Source organism: Dactylosporangium sp. McL0621, from assembly GCF_049995355.1.
In the GTDB taxonomy this organism is placed as follows: domain Bacteria; phylum Actinomycetota; class Actinomycetes; order Mycobacteriales; family Micromonosporaceae; genus Dactylosporangium.
The window spans coordinates 3,969,973-3,985,765 of record NZ_CP188259.1 but is presented as its reverse complement, the minus strand read 5'-3'; the positions used below and the strand labels follow the sequence as shown (position 1 = coordinate 3,985,765).

Here is a 15,793-nt window from a genome sequence, read left to right as displayed (position 1 = left end):
ATGAGCGCGCGGAGTTGTGGCTCGTGCGGGACGTCCCGGCCTGGCTGGTCGGGCTCGTGCTCATCGCCGGGCTGCCCGGCCTGACCCTCGCGTTCGACACCCTCGTGCACCGGCGCCTGTCGCACCGGCGGCTCAAGCGCCACAACGAGGTCACCGGCGTCATCGTGGCCACCGTCGGCGTCGCCTACGCGATAGTCATCGGCCTGTGCGTGGTGTCGCTGTGGGACGGCTACAAGGACGCCCAGGACACCGTCCGCGACGAGGCGGTCGCGCTGACCCCGCTCGTGCCGGGCAGCGTGGTCTTCGGCGCCGACCTGCAGCGGCAGATCCGGGCCGAGATCGTGCGCTACGAGCAGGACGTCATCGACGGCTGGCCCGCGCACCTCAACACCGACCCGGACCCGCGCCGCATCGCCGACCTCGACCGCATCACCGGGATCGTGGGGGCGCTGCAGCCGGCGACGGAGGCGCAGAAGGCGTACGTCACCGAGGCGATGCGCACCATCGGCCGCGCCGAGTCGCTGCGCCAGGCCGCGAAGTCCGAGGCCGACGACCGTCAGATGTCGCCGGTGATGTGGATCGGCGTGCTCACCGCCACGCTGGCGCTCCTGGCGCTGTGCCCGCTGTTCGGCCTCGACGACACCGCGGTGCGCCGGACGCTGCTCGCGCTCGCCTCGGCCGTCATCGCCACCAACCTGTTCCTGGTGGTCGAGATGAACTTCCCGTACTACGGCGCGTTCTCGGTGGGCACCGACGCCTACCGGGCGGTGGTCGCCGCGCTGTCCTGAGCGTGGCGGTGCAGGTTGCGCATCGCCAGGATCGACGAGCGCACCTCCTGCAGCAGCTCGGTCGTGCTCAGCGGCCGGCCCCAGTCCGCCGTCGCGGCGTCGTCGAAGCCGATGGTCTCGATGCCGCAGCCGTACCGCGAGCCGAGCAGCCGGATCGCGTCGCAGTGCTGATGGCGCACGTAGGGCGCGTTGGTCACCAGCAGCACGCGATCGGTCCTCGCCGGCGTCCGTACGATCTCGGCCCAGCCGGTGAGCGTGTCGGCGGTGTTGGCACGCAGCGGCGGCCGGGTCGACGGCGCGGCGAGCACGTGGATGTCGCCGTCCCACTCGCGGTGCCACTCGTTCACGGTCCGGGCCTCGCCCAGGTGCAGGAACCTGCGGAACGCCGCGGCCATCATGTCGGCCTCGGTGTCGACCGGCCCGAGCCCGAGCCGCGCGCCCTCGCGGAACTCGCGGTCGTCGCGCCACCGCTGGCTGCCCAGCCCGGTGAGGGTGGTCGTGACGAGCCCGTCCGCGAGCAGGCGGGCGGTGTAGTCGGTGCGGCCGAGCGCGACCCGGATGCCGCCGCCGAGCACGAGCACGTGGTCGTAGCGCCGGTGCGCGGGCGCGGGCGGCCCGCCCATCCCGAGCGCGTGCATGAGGTCGCGGATCCGCCGGTCCCGGTCCGGTTCGAAGTCGATCCGCTCGGTGTCGAAGCGCTCCTTGACGCCGCCGCGGTAGTCCCAGACCGCGCAGAACCCGGCCAGCGCGTCCAGGTCGGCGCTCGGCGTCCCCCCGAACTCGGCGACCAGCTCGGCCAGCGCCGGCGCGGCGGCCCACGCCTCGACGGACGCGGCCACCTCCCGCGGGTCTTGGCCGCCGGGCTCACAGGGCGGCAGGACGAAGGGCTCCATGGTCCCCGCAGCCTACACAGCACGGCTATTGTGGCCCACGTGCCGGACGAACTCGCGTGGACCGGGCACGGCGACCCGGCCGGACCGCCGGTGGTGTTCCTGCACGGCACCCCGGGCTCCGCGGACGACCACCCGCCCGCGTCCGGCACGCGCCTGATCCGCGTCGAGCGGCCCGGGTACCGCGGCTCGGCCCCGGCCCGGCGCCCGACCCTGCTCGGCGTCGCCGACGGCATCGCCGTGCTGATGGACTCGCTGGGCATCGAGCGCTTCGGCGTGCTCGGCTTCTCCGGCGGCGCCCCCTACGCGGCGGCCTGCGGCGCCCGCTTCCCGCACCGCCTCACGGGCGTGGTGACGGCGAGCTTCACCGGCCCCGACCGCGAGCTGCACACCGTGCACGGCGCGGAACGCCGGCAGGCCTGGACGCTGCGGCACGTGCCCGGCCACGGCCGCCGGTTCGTGACCCGCGCCGCCGCCGGCTTCGGCCCGGACGCGGCCGGCGTGGCCGGCGACTGGCTCGCCACCGACATCCGCCCGTGGGGCTTCCGCCTGCGCGAGGTCGCCTGCCGCACGCTGATCTGGGCCGGCGCCGACGACCCGGGCCGGGCCGTCCCGGACGCCCCGCTGATCGCCGCGCGCCTGCCCGCCGCCGAGGTCGACATCGCCGCCGCCGGCCACACGCCGGGGGCCGCGCACTGGGCGTCGATGCTGGCCTGGCTGAGCAGCGGACCAACGTTTTCTTAACGGGCGGCGGATAGCGTCCGGCCGGCCGGTGCGCCCGGGGGGTCCCGCCCGGGCGCGCCGCCGCGGCCCGTGCGGGCTACCGGCCGAGGCCGGCGTCGCGGGCGCGGACGATGGCCTCGGCCCGGTCGGCGACGCGCAGCTTGGCGAAGATGCTCGACACGTTGTTGCGCACCGTCTTCTCGCTCAGCGCGAGCCGCTGCGCGATGGCCGGGTTGGACAGGCCGCCGGCGATCAGCTCCAGGATGTCGTGCTCCCGCGCCGACAGGGCCGGGAAGGCCGGAGCCGCCGAGCGCTGGCCGCCCTGGAAGAACGCCGCCATCCGGGCCGCCACGGCCGCGCCGAAGATGACCTCGCCGGCCGCCACGGCGGTGACCGCGCGCAGGATCTGCTCCTCGTCGGCGCCCTTGAGGATGTACCCGCGCGCGCCGGCCCGCATCGCGGCGAAGACGGACGTGTCGTCTTCCAGCATGGTGAGCATGAGCACCGCGGTCTGCGGCCGCGCGGCCAGGATCCGGCGGGTGGCGTCGATGCCGCTGACCTCGGGCATGCGGATGTCCATGAGCACCACGTCCGGCTCGGCCGCGGCGCACACCTCGACCGCCTGCCGCCCGTCGGCCGCCTCGCCCGCGTAGGTCAGGCCCGGGCTCTCCTCGACGAGGGTCCGCAGCCCGTTGCGGAACACGGGATGGTCGTCGGCGACCACGACACGGATGCTCATGAGGGCTCCAGCGGCAGACAGGCCCGCACGACCGTGCCGTGCGGGCCGGCGGCGGCGACGGTGCAGTCGCCGCCGAGCTCGGCGGCTCGTTCGCGCATCGAGGCGATGCCCACCCCGGCGCGGTACCCGTCCGGCAGGCCCACGCCCTCGTCGGCCACCTCCACGGTCAGCGCGCCGTCCAGGGTGATGCGCACGCTCGCCCGCCCGGCGCCGGCGTGCCGGGCGACGTTTGTCATCGCCTCCAGCGCGATGCGGTACGCCGCCACCTCGACCGCGGCCGGCAGCGCGAGCGCGTCCGGCGGCCCCGACACGTCGAAGTCCCCGAGGCCCAGACCCTGCTCGCGCAGCGCGCCGACCAGGCCGAGCTCGTCGAGCGCGGGGGGCCGCAGCCCGTACACCAGCCGCCGCACGTCGCCCACGGCCAGCTGCACCTGCTCGGTCAGCGCGTCGAGCCGGTCGGCCACCGCGGCCGGGTCGGTGGCGATGTCGCGCCGGGCCCGCCGCAGCCCCAGCACGACGCCGGCCAGTCCCGGGCCGAGACCGTCGTGCAGGTCGCGGCGGATGCGGCGGCGCTCCTCCTCCGTCGCGCTCACCAGGCGCTCCCGCGAGCGGCGCAGGTCCCGGGTCAGCGAGACGGCGTGCCCGGCCGCGGCGACCTGCCCCGCGAGGCCGGCCAGCAGCCGCGCCTCGGCCGGTGTGAAGGGCTGGTCCGGCTCGCGGCGTCCCGCGCGCAGCACCCCGATCGTCTCGCCCGCGAACGTCAGCGGGTACTCGTCGCACACCGTCGGCGTGCCGCTGTCCACCCGCGCCGGGCCGAGGTCGATCGCCACGTACGGCAGCCGCAGCGCCTCGCGGACCGTCCGCGCCACCCCGGGCAGCACCTCGTCGGCGGCGGCCGCGTCCTCGAGCCGGTGGCCGAGCCGGACCAGCGCCGCGTACGGGTCGTCGCGGTCGCCGTAGCTGATCCGGTTGGCCAGCCGCTGCAGCGCCTCCCGCAGCGGCAGCGCGGCGAGCAGCGTCGCCACCGCCGCGACCGGCCCGCTGAGCACCGGCGCGCCGAGCGCCCGCGCCCCGGCGGCCACGGCCAGGTAGACGGCGAGCACGGCCAGGCTGAGCCCCGTGTACACCAGCGCGCGGTTGACGACCTTGCGCACGTCGTACAACCCGTAGCGCCGGATCGCCAGCCAGGCCGTGATCGCCAGCACCAGCAGCCCGGACAGCTCGGCCCCGAGCGCGTTGTTGCTGTCGCCGGTCGCCACGACCGCCACGCCGCAGGCCCACCAGGAGGCCGCGATCAGCCAGGCCGCCGGGGTCAGCAGGCGCAGCGCCGGCGTGCGCGGCCGCCGTTGTACCGCCCACGCGTTCAGGGTCGCCAGCGGCGGGACGAGCGCGATGCTCGCGCCCAGCGCGTCGGCGACGGCACCGGCCGGGCCGGGCAGCGCGGTCGGGTTGGCCCGCTGCGGGTGGTCGAGCAGGTGCGGCGCGAACAGCTCGTTGACCAGCTGAGCGGCCAGCACCGCCAGGGCCAGCCAGAGCACCGGCCGCCAGCGTCGCGACGGCAGCCGCCCGTCGGGGAACAGCAGCAGGCCCAGCACCGGTACCAGGGTCAGGGCCGGGGTCCAGGGCCAGCCGTCGAGCCAGCCGGCCAGCGGGGTGTACCGGGCGTGCGAGTACACGAAGGCGCCGGCGGCCAGCGGCACGCTCACCCCGCAGGCGAGCAGGGTCCAGCCGACCGGGTTGCCGGGCTCGCCGCGCACCACCGCCGCCCCGACCAGGGGCACCGACAGGAACAGCAGCACCAGCGCGGCCAGTCCCAGCCCGGCCGGGTCGCGCCGGTAGCCCACGGCGAGCACCGTCGCCAGCACCGTCAGCGCGGCGGCGACGGCGACGGCGGTGCGGGCCACGGCGGCGGCGTTCGGTCGCGTCATCTTCCTTCGATTCTCGCGGCGCCGGCGGTGGCCCGGCTCAGCCGACCGGCTCGGGCACCCGGTCCGACCCGGCGGGCCGCCCGCCCCGGACCAGGTGCTCGCCGCACGCGCTCAGCCGATCGCCCCGACCGGCTCGGCCGCCCGGCTCTCCCCGGACCAGGTGCTCGCCGCACGCGCTCAGCCGATCGCCCCGACCGGCTCGGCCGCCCGGCTCTCCCCGGACCAGGTGCTCGCCGCACGCGCTCAGCCGATCGCCCCGACCGGCTCGGCCGCCCGGCTCTCCCCGGACCAGGTGCTCGCCGCACGCGCTCAGCCGATCGCCCCGACCGGCTCGGGCACCCGGTCCGACCCGGCGGGCCGCCCGCCCTGGACCAGCCGCACGGCGCACGCGGCGAAGCCGGCCAGCAGCAGGACGAACCCGGCCGCCGCGACGACCCGGACCCCGGCCGCCTGGCCGCCCATCTCGGCCAGCGGCCAGACGGACAGCGCGACCCCGGCCCAGGCCGGCACCGCCCGGGACCGGATCAGCGCGATGCCGAGCAGGATGAAGCCGACCACGTGCCCGACCAGGTAGAGCGCCACGAGCCCGGTCAGCACGCCGCTTGTCGCGTACCCCTCGACCAGCGCGACGGCCCCGGCCCGGTCGGCCTGCCCGGCCGCGACCTGGACCACGATGTCCTGGCCCAGCAGGTATCCGGCCCCGAGCGCGGTGCCGAACGTCAGCGCGGTGCCGGCCGTGGCCAGGCGCGACCGGCCGGCGACCAACCCGGCGTACAGGACCGCGGGCAGGACGAGCAGGATCGGCAGGTCGAGCACGACGGCGAGGCGCATCGCCCCGGTGTGCGCGGCCGCGGCGGCCACCTGCTCGGCGGCGGAGTCGCCCGGCCCGACCGGGCTGACCAGGAACTGGATGAGCTGGCCGAGCGGGGCCAGCAGCAGGCAGGCGACGCCCGCGCCGCGGTGCCAGAGGGAAGTACGCATCGTCTCGCTCCCTGCGATCGCCCGCCCGGTCGGCGGGGTCGCAGGCAGCGTCCCGCCGCGGGACGTCCCGGAGGTAGTGACGGCTGTCCCGCGGCGCCGGGAAACTCGAGCGGCGGTCGATCCGGCAGCGCACCGCAAACGCCGCCGGCGACTCGAGCGGCGGTCAGGCCGGCAGCGTGTAGCGTTCGCCGCCGCTGGCGAGCGGACGGTCAGCCCCGCAGTGCGCGGCAAACGCTGCCGTTCGCAAGCGGACGGTCAGCGCCGCAGTGCGCGGCAATGCTCGCCGTCGGCAAGCGGACGGTCAGCCCGGCAGCGCGCTGCGTTCGCCGCCGTTGGCCAGCACGACGGTACCGTTGACATAGCTGCTTCGATCTTCGACCAGGAACAGCACGACGTCGGCGATCTCGTCGGGCTCGCCGATCCGGCCGCGGATGTTCGCCCCGGCGAGCATGCCCGGGTGCGCGGCGATCAGCGGCTCCGAGCCCTCCGTGCGGACCGGCCCCGGCGAGACGCCGTTGACGCGGACGCCCGCGGCGCCGAACTCCGTCGCCCAGGAGCGGGTGAGCAGCTCCATCGCGGCCTTCGAGGCGCCGTACGCGGTGCCCACGGGCGCGGCGGACGTCGCCGCGGTCGAGGTCACGTTGACGATCGCGCCGCGGCCGCGCTTGGCCATGCCCGGGGCGAGCGCACCCACCAGGAGGTACGGGGCGCGGGTGTTGACGGCGAGGTGGCGGTCGAAGTCGGCCGCCGTCGTGTCGGGCGTGCCGAGGGACGTGTACATGCCGGCGTTGTTCACCAGGATGTCGACCTCGCCGGCCGCGGCGGCGAGCCGCGCGACATCGTCGGCGTCGGCGAGGTCGGCGGCGACGAAGCGCGCCCGGCCGCCCCGCCCTTCGATCTGCGCCACGACCTCGGCGCCGCGGCGCGGATCGCGGCCGTGCACGACGACCTCGGCGCCGCGGTCGGCGAGCTGGACGGCGACGGCTCGCCCGATGCCGGCGGTGGCGCCGGTCACCAGGGCGGTGCGGCCTTCGAGTGCGGACATGTCCGAACCCCTTTCTGGGTTGACCTACCCAATTTGTAGCAACGAATTTTGGGTTGAGCAACCCATTCGGTAGGCTCGGGACCCGTGAGCGACAGTCCGCCGAGGCCGCACCGCCTGACCGCGAAGGGCCAGGCGACCCGGGAGCGCATCCTGCGGGCCGCGACCGACCTGATCGCCGTGCGGGGCGTGGCCGGCACCGGCACCGAGGACGTGCGCAAGGCGGCCGGCATCAGCGGATCGCAGCTGTACCACTACTTCGACAGCAAGCAGGCCCTGATCCGCGCGGTCATCACCCGCCAGGCCGAGGCGCCCCCGGTGCCGGGCCGCCCGATCATGGGCCCGCTCGACAGCTTCGACGCGCTGCGGGCCTGGGCGGACGCGGCGATCGAGCACCACGAGGCCGGCGGCGGTCGCGGCGAGTGCACGCTCGGCTCGCTCGCCGGGGAGCTCGCCGTCACCGACGACGCCTCGCGCGAGGACCTCAGCCGCGGGTTCGTGCGCTGGCAGGGGCTGCTGCACGAGGGGCTGCGGGTCATGCGCGACCGCGGCGAGCTGCGGGCCGACGCCGACCTCGAGGAGCTCGCGCTGACGCTGCTGGCCGCGCTGGAGGGCGGGAACCTGCTGAGCCACACCATGCGCAGCTCCGGGCCGCTGCGGGCGGCCATGAACGCGGCGCTGGCCTACATCGGCTCCTTCGGGACCCGAGCGGCCTGACGGTCGGCTCAAGCCGGCAGCGGCGCCGCGCCCTTCCCCTTGAGCGACGCCTTCAGGTCGTCGTGCCCGGACGCCGCGGCCACGACGCAGCCGGTGCGGCCGTCGCGGGGGCTGGCGAGCGCGTACGAGCGCAGGTCCCGCCGGGCGGCGAACTCGTCCACCGGCTGCCCCAGATAGGCCGCGGCCGCCTGGCGGCAGCTCGCCTCGTGGTCCCCGCCGTCGACGACCGCGCCAACGTACTCGGCCGAGTGCGGCTCCCCGCAGGTCTTGTACTGCAGCCGGCCCTCGTCGTAGTAGTGGCCGCAGGTGATCGCCAGCGGGCGGTCGCCGGACATCGCCCCGTGCAGGCTGCCGGTGTACTGGGTGGCCGAGTCCTCGGAGTCGCTGACGACGACGAGCGCGCAGGCGAGCGAGGTGAAGTCCTCGCGGACGTACCGCAGCCGCTGCAGCTGCACCCGCGCGTCGGCGAGCGGGCCGCCGAGGAACTCCTCGGCCGATTCGTGGCAGCCCTTCTCGGCGCCGTCGGCGTAGAAGAAGTCGATGATCTCGGCCTCGTGCGGGTCGCGGCACGGGGCGGGCGCGAGCTGGTCGATCTCGACCGTGGTGCCGTAGCAGCCCTTGTCGCCGGACGCGTGGTGGTTCGGGGCGAAGTGGCGGAACAGCGCGAAACCACAGCAGGAGAGCACCAGCGCGACGGCGACACCGATGGCGATCTTCGTCTTCACGCGGGGAACATACACGCCCCTCAGGCGGCGCGGCGCCGGGCCATCACGGCGAGGATCACGGCCAGCGCCGCTGCCTCGGCGGCGGCGGTCGCGCCCGCGGTGCCGAGCGGGCCCCAGAGCGGTACCGCCACGGCCACCGCCACCGTGAGCAGGCCGGCGACGATGCCGATGGCCTTCGTGGCCCGGCTGTAGTGCCCGTCGCCGATCCAGTTGAACAGCACGGCCCGGGTCACCGCGAGGCACGGCAGGGCCAGCATGAACACGGCCAGCCAGGTGGAGGCCTCGCGCTGGGGCAGCGACAGCACGGTGTCGGTCAGGAACGGGGCCAGGATCGCGACCGCCGCCGCCATCGGCACCGCGCACGCCAGGGCCACCGCGACCGAGAAGCCGGCCGGGTGGGCCGTCTGCTCGATGCCGAGCCGGCTGCGGGCCCGCGCCACCATCGGCACCTGCAGCGCGGACTGCACGACGCCGCCGATGGCCTGGTAGGCGGTCACGATCGCGCCGAAGCTGCCCATGACGGCCGGGCTGGCGACCACGGACAGCACGAGCGTGCCGAAGCGGGCGACGTACAGCTCGCCGAGGGAGTAGCCGAAGAGGTGGCGGCTGGAGCGGTACCCCTCGAAGGCCCGCCGCCACGACAGCCCGCGCAGCAGATCGGCCCGCAGCGACCCGTGCTTGCCCAGCACCAGCTCGCCGGCGAGCAGCTGGGCCAGCCCGGCGGTGGCCAGGGCGACCGTGAGCGGCACGCCGAGCAGGACCATCACCAGCGAGACCGCCTTGCTGGTGCAGATGAGCACGGCGCTGGCCAGGAAGCGCATCCGGCGGTTGAAGTCGGTCTGCTGCAGCGTGGCGAGCCCGTTGCCCAGCGCCACCACGCCGGCCGCGGTGAGGGCGCCGATGCCGTACCCCCGCGTGGCGTAGAACGCGCCGACCGCCACGGTGCCCAGCAGAAGGCCGGGCACCACGACGATCATCCACTGGCTGCGCACCAGGGCGCGCTGCTCCTCGGTGCCGTTGAGGTACAGCAGCGCCGAGCCGCCGCTGAGGAAGATGAGCACGAAGGCGAGCGCGGACGTCATGACCGTGTACGCGCCGACCTCGGCGGTCTGCCCCAGTTTCGTGCACAGGGCGAGGATCGCCGCGCTCAGCAGGCCGTTCGCGACCACCGCGCCGGCCGCGATCGCCGAGTTGCGCGCGAGTGCGCGAACGCCCGGCCGCGTCGCGGGGACCGGGTCGGCGACCAGCTCTGCCATGGGCCGAACGTAGCAGGCGCGATCAGTGCGGATCGGCCGCCTCGCCCGGCGGCTGCATCAGCTCACGCAGCAGGGTGAGGTCGATCGCGGGCGAGCCGGACGGCTCGGGGTTGCGCTGGGCCGCGGCCAGGTGCGATGCGACCAGGCGGTGCACGGCCTCGGACTCGCCGGCCTCGATGAGGTCCAGAATCTTCCCGTGTACCGCTCCGGCTTCCTTGCGCTGGCTCAGCGGTACACCCCGGGGCTCGGTCCGGCTCGCCCAGCCCTCCTCGTGGCTGGACCACAGCGCCTCCAGCGCCCCGGCCAGCACGATCAGCGGCGGGTTCCCGCACAGGCCGACCAGGGCCTCGTGGAAGCGGCGCGACACGCCGACCACGGCGGGCAGGTCGCCGATCCGCGCGAGGTACTCCTCGTGCAGCTCCCGCAGGCGCGGCACCACCGTGCGCGCACGGTCCGCCCGGGCCGCGCACAGCGCCGCGCACGCCGGCTCGACGTGACGCAGGGCGACCGCGACATCACCGATCCCGGAGCGCTGGGCGGCGAGCACCAGGCCGAGGTTGTACCCCAGGTTGGCCGGGGACGGCCGGTGCACGACGGCACCGCCCAGCCGCCCCCGGCGCACCGTGATGAGGCCCTCCGCCTCCAGGATGCGCATCGCCTCGCGCAGCGTCGGCAGGCTGACCGGGTACCGCCGGATCAGCTCCTCCGACTTGGGCAGCGGGTCACCGTCGGCGAGCCCGCCGCTGATGATCTGCGCCCGGATGCGGTCGGCGACCTGCTCGGCGAGCCGATGGACGCGTACCCGGGGCTCCACGGCCGTGAGCTTAGTAGGCGTCCGGGTCCTGCTGCACGGCGTCCGGGACCGGGTGCCGGTACAGCACGGAGGCGTTCTCCCACGTCATCTTGCGCACGTCGGCCGCGGGCAGGCCGCCGATCTCCTCCTCGATCGTGCGCTGGGTGTGCGGCCAGGTCGAGTCGCAGTGCGGGTAGTCCTGCTCCAGCAGGATGTGGTCGACGCCGATGACGTCGCGCAGCGCGAACGTCGACGGGTCCTCCACGGCGCAGAAGTAGAAGTTGCGCAGCAGCACCTCGGCCGGGGTGAGGTCGATGCCCTTCCAGGTGCCGTACATCTCGTGGTAGCTCAGCATGTGGTTGAGCCGGTCGACGAGGCCGGGCACCCAGCCGATCCCGCCCTCGGAGAGCACGATCTTGATGTCGGGGAAGCGGACCGGGATGCGGGAGTACAGCCAGTCGACGGCGGAGAACATCGAGTAGCCGAAGAACAGCACGCCGACCACGTCCGGCGGCGCGTCCTCGGCGGTCGACGGCGAGCTGCCCGACGAGCCGATGTGCAGGTTCACCACCGTGCCGGTCTCGGCACAGGCGCGCATGATGGGGTCCCAGTGCCCGGTGTGCAGCGACGGCAGGCCGAGCAGGTGCGGCGCCTCGGTGAACGTCACCGCCTTGAAGCCGCGCTCGGCGTTGCGGTAGATCTCCTGCGCGCCCACCTCGGGGTCGAGGAAGTACGGCAGCTGGCACGGGATCATCCGGTCCGGGTACGCGCCCGACCACGCCTCGATGTTCCAGTCGTTCCAGGCCCGGGTGGCCGCGAGCGCGAGCTCGGCGTCGGGGGTGGACAGCTGCAGGCGCTGCCCGGCGAAGCCCGGCAGGAAGGACGGGAAGCACAGCGAGGCGTACACGCCGGACAGGTCCATGTCCTTGATGCGCTCGTGGATGTCCCACGAGCCGCGGCGCATGTCGTCGAACCGGCTCGGCTCCATGCTGTACTCGTCGACGGGCCGGCCGACGACGGCGTTGAACCCGACGTTGGGGAACTCGCGGCCGTCGTACATCCAGACGTGGCTGCCGTCCTTCTCGATGACGCGCGGGGTCTGCTCGGCGTACTTGGCCGGCATCCGGCCCTCGAAGGCGTCCGGCGGCTCGACGATGTGGTCGTCGACGGAGATGAAGGTGTACTTGCGCTCCTGGCGCGGCGGGTCGGGCAGGAACGTCACCTTGTCGCGGTCGGCGGTGGTGAAGCTCGTGTTGCGCAGGAGCTCGTCGATCGAGGCCATGTGCTCTCCTAGTCGAGGACGTCGGGTTCGTGGCGGAGGAGCTTGCGGACCGCGCCGGCCCAGTAGTAGTCCGAACCCCGCTCCAGCAGGGACTTCTTCATGCCGGCGCGCAGCCCGGGGGCGATGGCGAGGGGGTCGCGGCCCAGCAGCATGACGTCGTACGCGAGCTTGCACGCGCGGTCGATGCTCGCGGAGCGGTAGGTCGCCTCCTGGATCGTCGGCGCGGTGACGATGATCCCGTGGCTGGCGAGGATGACGACGGACTTGTCGCCGATCCGGCGCGCCAGGTCGGCCCCGAGCGCGGCGTCGTCGACCTCGCCGGTGTACTCGTGCACGAACGCCAGGTCGCCGTCGAACATCGCCCCGGTCTGGTGCACGATCTCGGGCAGCACGCCGACCGCGGCCAGCACGGTCACGTAGTACGGATGGTTGTGCACGACCACCCGGGCGTCGGGCCGCGCACGGTGCAGCTCGGTGTGGATGTGGAACGCCGGGGTCACGTCCCAGCGCCCTTCCTTGACGGCCCCGTCCCGGTCGACGACGCACAGATCCGAGGCGGACACCTCGTCCCACCACAGGCCCCACGGGTTGATCCACATGTCGCCGGAGTCGTTCTTGACCATCGTGATGTGCCCGGCGATGTTCTCGCTGAAGCCGTCGCGGGCCAGGATGCGGAACGCGCAGGCGAGGGCCTGGGCCTCGGTGAGCTCGACCCCGATGGGCGGGGTGATGCGGGGCGACCAGACGGCGGTGCCGCCGGCCTTCTCGGTCACGGTTGTCACTCGCACCTCCTGAAAATCTTTTAAAAGATTTAGCAGTCGGTACCGGTTGAGGCAAGCAAACGCTTGGTTGTTTTCTGTGCCACTTTTCGTCGGGTCTCGCCCTGTGCTCTCCCCGCTGGGTCTCGCCCGGCGCTTTCCCCGCTGGGCCTCGCCCGGCGCTCTCCCCGCTGGGTCTCGCCCGGCGCTCTCCCCGCTGGGTCTCGCCCGGCGCTCTCCCCGCTGGGTCTCGCCCGGCGCTTTCCCCGCTGGGCCTCGCCCGGCGCTTTCCCCGCTGGGCCTCGCCCGGCGCTCTCCCTGCTGGGTCTCGCCTGGCGCTCTCCCTGCTGGGCCTCGCCCGGCGCTCTCCCTGCTGAGCCCCGCCCGGCGCTCTCCCCGCTGAGCCTCCGTGTGTGCCGACTCCTCCGCCGGGTTGACGGACTTACGCCGCGCACCCGCTCTTCCGCCACGCCGACGGGCTCACACCGTGCGCCCGCTTGAACGCGACACTGAACGCGAAGGCATCGGCATATCCGGCCTCACGGGCGACCACGGCAACGGTGTCGTCCCCGGCCCGGAGCCGGTCGGCCGCGAGGGCCATGCGCCAGCCGGTGAGGTACGCCAGCGGCGGCTCCCCCACCTGCCGCACGAACCGAGCGGCAAAGGCGGCGCGGGACAGCCGCCCCACCGCGGCAAGCTCGGCGACCGTCCAGCGCCGGGCGGGCTCGGCGTGCATCCGCTGCAGCGCGGCGCCGACCGCGGGATCGGCCAGCGCCGTGTACCACCCCGGCGGCTCCGCCTCCGGCCCGGCACACCAGGCCCGCAACGCCACGACGAGCACGAGGTCGAGCAGCCGGGCGAGCACGGCATCCTGCCCCGGCTCGTCCCGGGCGGTCTCGGCGGCGAGCAGCTCGAGCACCGGCCGGGTGCGAGGCCCGGCCGGGACGACAGCCAGGGCCGGAAGCATGCCGAGGAGCCGATCACCGACGGCTCCGGTCACATGGAACGCCCCGCGGAGCATGGTCGTGGCCCCGGGGGCGTCGTCACCGTACGTGCGGGGAGCGAGCGGCACCCGCTCCGGCGCCACCTCACCCGAGCCGGCCACGAACTTACGTCCACCCCGGATGACATACCGCGCCGGCGCGTCCGGCGCAGACGCGACCGTGTACGGCCCGCGAGCGGTGATCAGCGCAATGTCCCCGGGAGCAAGCACGGCCGCCGGCCGACCAGCACCCAAGACGCGAACGGCCGCCGGCCCGCCGATGGCGGTGACAACGGTGAGGGGCGGAACATCCTCGTACGTCATCGACCACGGCGCCCGCTGAATGAGCTGCCGCACGAGCGCGTCGCCGGCCCGGCCCCGGTGCAGCAGATCGCTGAGCACGTCCACGTGAGCCGATGCTAGTCACCCCCGCGCGCCAGAGCTGCGAACGCGGGACTCGACCACGTGCCCGGGCCCAGCCCCGACACCGACCCCAGCCCCGGCCCCAGCCACGGCCCCAGCCCAAGCCACGGCCCCCGCCCCAGCCCCCGCCACGGCCCCCGCCACGGCCACGGCCCCCGGGACTTGGCCCCCGGGACTCGACCACGTGCGCCCGGCCGTGACCCTTGCACTCGACCCGATCTCCCGGCCGCGGTCCTGGCCCTGGACTCAACCACAGGGCGTCGGGCCCTGACCCCGACCACGAGGCCGCGGGGAGTCGGCGCCGCTATCGGGATCAGAAGGCGTACGGCCCGAACCGCCCCCACGCCACCACCGCGGCCAGCACCAACAGCACCCCGCTCGGCACCAACGCCGGAACCTCACCGCGCCGCAGATGCATCACCACGGCACCGACCATCACCAGGGCAAGCCCGGTACCGGCAACCGGCACCAGAATCGGCGCGACCCCGACCACGGCGGGCATGCGCACCATCGACCCGGACGGCCCATACCCCGGCCCCCGCCCGTACTAGGACCTTGCACAGCCGCGGCGGCCCAGATTTCCACCTCGCCAACCAGGCGCCGGGCGGACTCCGCCTTCCTAACCAAACGCCGGGGCGGACTTCCGCCTCACTAACCAGACGCCGGGCGGACTCCGCCTTCCTAACCAACGCCGGGGCGGACTTCCGCCGCGTCAGGCAGCAACGCCGGGCTCTGGGCGGATCGTCGGCCTCGATGGGCGACGGGGCCGCCGGGACAGGGCGACGGCATACCGCCGACCGGCATCGGCGGCAACGAGCACACCTGGGACCTCGCCCCCTCGTCGCCGGCGGCGTTGCGCCGCGAAGCACACCTGGACGACCGCAAAGGTTTCGGCGACGATCGCCCATGGCCCGTCCACCGACCGAAACGGTTTCCTAAAAGGCATGGAAAACGTTTTGGTTTTCGGCGGTACCGGCAAAACCGGCCGGCGCGTCGCCGACGTGCTGCGTTCGCAGGGCCGTGCGGTTCGCACGGCCGCGCGCACCGGCGCCGACGTCCGGGTCGACCTGGGCGAGCCCGGCACCTGGGGGCCCGCGCTGGACGGAGTCGCCGCGGCCTACCTCGTCGAGCCCGACCTGCGATCCGTGCGGCTGCCCGGTTTCGTCGCCGCGGCCACGCAGGCCGGCGTCGAGAGGTTCGTGCTGTTGTCGGCGCCCGGAGCGGTACACGATCGGCATCCGCTCTTCGCCGTTGAGGCCGCCGTGCGCGCATCCGGCGCCGCGTGGACGATCCTGCGGCCGGGCTGGTTCGCGCAGAACTTCACCGAAACCGATTGGCATGGCCACTTGACCACTGGTGAGCTCGCGCTGCCCACGGGCGACGGGCGGACCGCGTTCGTCGACGCCGAGGACATCGCCGAGGTCGCCGCGGCCGCGCTGACATCCGACCGGCACGACGGCGAGCGGTACGCGCTGACCGGCCCCCGCGCGCTGTCCTTCGGCGAGGCGGTGGACCTGGTCGCCGCCGCCACAGGGCTGCGGGCCCGGCACGTGGACGTGACGCCCGGCGAGTACGTCGAGCGCCAGGTCGCCGGCGGTGTGCCGCGCCCGGTCGCCGAGATCCTCGCGGGCGTCTTCACCGCCATCCGCGACGGCCGGGACCAGGGCGTCTCCGATGGAGTGGAGCGTGCCCTGGGCCGGCCGCCGCGGCCGTTCGAGGAGTACGTGAGCCGGCTGCGCACGGGATGACGAACGTCGCCGGGATCC

16 protein-coding genes are annotated in these 15,793 nt (G+C 74.6%); 4 read left to right on the top strand and 12 right to left on the bottom strand.

Features of this window, described 5'->3' with window-relative positions; translation table 11 throughout:
* Positions 1-23: 23 nt before the first annotated feature.
* Positions 24-788: a hypothetical protein gene (locus tag ACPPVO_RS18935; RefSeq protein WP_426512513.1), complete on the top strand. Its 765-nt coding sequence runs from the start codon at positions 24-26 to the stop codon at positions 786-788.
* Here the strand turns inward: ACPPVO_RS18935 and ACPPVO_RS18930 are convergent.
* Complete coding sequence (locus tag ACPPVO_RS18930) at positions 758-1,681, bottom strand: hypothetical protein (RefSeq protein WP_426512512.1); 924 nt, start codon at positions 1,679-1,681, stop codon at positions 758-760. The genes ACPPVO_RS18935 and ACPPVO_RS18930 overlap by 31 nt on opposite strands.
* Positions 1,682-1,720: 39 nt before the next feature.
* On the opposite strand from ACPPVO_RS18930, the gene ACPPVO_RS18925 reads away from it, so the two are divergent.
* Entirely contained in the window at positions 1,721-2,422 is a 702-nt protein-coding gene (locus ACPPVO_RS18925) for an alpha/beta fold hydrolase (RefSeq protein ID WP_426512511.1), read from the top strand.
* A 76-nt stretch (positions 2,423-2,498) separates the two neighbouring features.
* Here the strand turns inward: ACPPVO_RS18925 and ACPPVO_RS18920 are convergent, their stop codons facing one another.
* The 4 genes from ACPPVO_RS18920 to ACPPVO_RS18905 form a co-directional block, all read right to left on the bottom strand.
* Positions 2,499-3,140, bottom strand: a complete 642-nt coding sequence (locus ACPPVO_RS18920; RefSeq protein ID WP_426512510.1) for a response regulator — start codon at positions 3,138-3,140, stop codon at positions 2,499-2,501.
* The gene (locus ACPPVO_RS18915; RefSeq protein WP_426512509.1) at positions 3,137-5,068 is read right to left on the bottom strand and encodes a sensor histidine kinase; all 1,932 of its coding nucleotides are present in this window, start codon (positions 5,066-5,068) and stop codon (positions 3,137-3,139) included. The genes ACPPVO_RS18920 and ACPPVO_RS18915 overlap by 4 nt, the downstream gene beginning before the upstream one ends.
* Before the next feature lie 309 nt (positions 5,069-5,377).
* Positions 5,378-6,049, bottom strand: coding sequence for a hypothetical protein (locus ACPPVO_RS18910; RefSeq protein WP_426512508.1), 672 nt, complete (start codon positions 6,047-6,049; stop codon positions 5,378-5,380).
* A 301-nt stretch (positions 6,050-6,350) separates the two neighbouring features.
* A complete protein-coding gene (locus ACPPVO_RS18905; protein ID WP_426512507.1) occupies positions 6,351-7,094 on the bottom strand; it encodes an SDR family NAD(P)-dependent oxidoreductase in 744 nt (247 codons plus the stop codon).
* Between the two features lie 84 nt (positions 7,095-7,178).
* Here ACPPVO_RS18905 and ACPPVO_RS18900 point away from each other — a divergent pair, with 84 nt between their 5' ends.
* The gene (locus tag ACPPVO_RS18900) at positions 7,179-7,808 is read left to right on the top strand and encodes a TetR/AcrR family transcriptional regulator (protein WP_426512506.1); all 630 of its coding nucleotides are present in this window, start codon (positions 7,179-7,181) and stop codon (positions 7,806-7,808) included.
* An 8-nt stretch (positions 7,809-7,816) separates the two neighbouring features.
* Here the strand turns inward: ACPPVO_RS18900 and ACPPVO_RS18895 are convergent, their stop codons facing one another.
* From ACPPVO_RS18895 to ACPPVO_RS18865, 7 genes are all read right to left on the bottom strand, one after another.
* Positions 7,817-8,533 (bottom strand): septum formation family protein, encoded by a 717-nt coding sequence (locus ACPPVO_RS18895; RefSeq protein WP_426512505.1) that lies wholly within the window; start codon positions 8,531-8,533, stop codon positions 7,817-7,819.
* Between the two features lie 20 nt (positions 8,534-8,553).
* Positions 8,554-9,789, bottom strand: coding sequence for a lipopolysaccharide biosynthesis protein (locus ACPPVO_RS18890; RefSeq protein ID WP_426512504.1), 1,236 nt, complete (start codon positions 9,787-9,789; stop codon positions 8,554-8,556).
* A gap of 22 nt (positions 9,790-9,811) precedes the next feature.
* On the bottom strand, positions 9,812-10,603 hold the full coding sequence (locus ACPPVO_RS18885; RefSeq protein ID WP_426512503.1) for a FadR/GntR family transcriptional regulator: 792 nt from the start codon (positions 10,601-10,603) through the stop codon (positions 9,812-9,814).
* Positions 10,604-10,613: 10 nt separating this feature from the next.
* The gene (locus tag ACPPVO_RS18880; protein ID WP_426512502.1) at positions 10,614-11,864 is read right to left on the bottom strand and encodes an amidohydrolase family protein; all 1,251 of its coding nucleotides are present in this window, start codon (positions 11,862-11,864) and stop codon (positions 10,614-10,616) included.
* 8 nt (positions 11,865-11,872) lie between these two features.
* Positions 11,873-12,646 carry a class II aldolase/adducin family protein gene (locus ACPPVO_RS18875; RefSeq protein ID WP_426512501.1) on the bottom strand — a complete coding sequence of 258 codons (774 nt, stop codon included), beginning with the start codon at positions 12,644-12,646 and terminating at the stop codon, positions 11,873-11,875.
* A 418-nt stretch (positions 12,647-13,064) separates the two neighbouring features.
* Positions 13,065-14,012, bottom strand: coding sequence for an AraC family transcriptional regulator (locus ACPPVO_RS18870; protein ID WP_426512500.1), 948 nt, complete (start codon positions 14,010-14,012; stop codon positions 13,065-13,067).
* Between the two features lie 328 nt (positions 14,013-14,340).
* On the bottom strand, positions 14,341-14,529 hold the full coding sequence (locus tag ACPPVO_RS18865) for a DoxX family protein (RefSeq protein ID WP_426512499.1): 189 nt from the start codon (positions 14,527-14,529) through the stop codon (positions 14,341-14,343).
* 442 nt (positions 14,530-14,971) lie between these two features.
* Between ACPPVO_RS18865 and ACPPVO_RS18860 the strand changes: the two genes are divergently transcribed.
* Positions 14,972-15,775: an NAD(P)H-binding protein gene (locus ACPPVO_RS18860; protein ID WP_426512498.1), complete on the top strand. Its 804-nt coding sequence runs from the start codon at positions 14,972-14,974 to the stop codon at positions 15,773-15,775.
* Positions 15,776-15,793 lie beyond the last annotated feature (18 nt).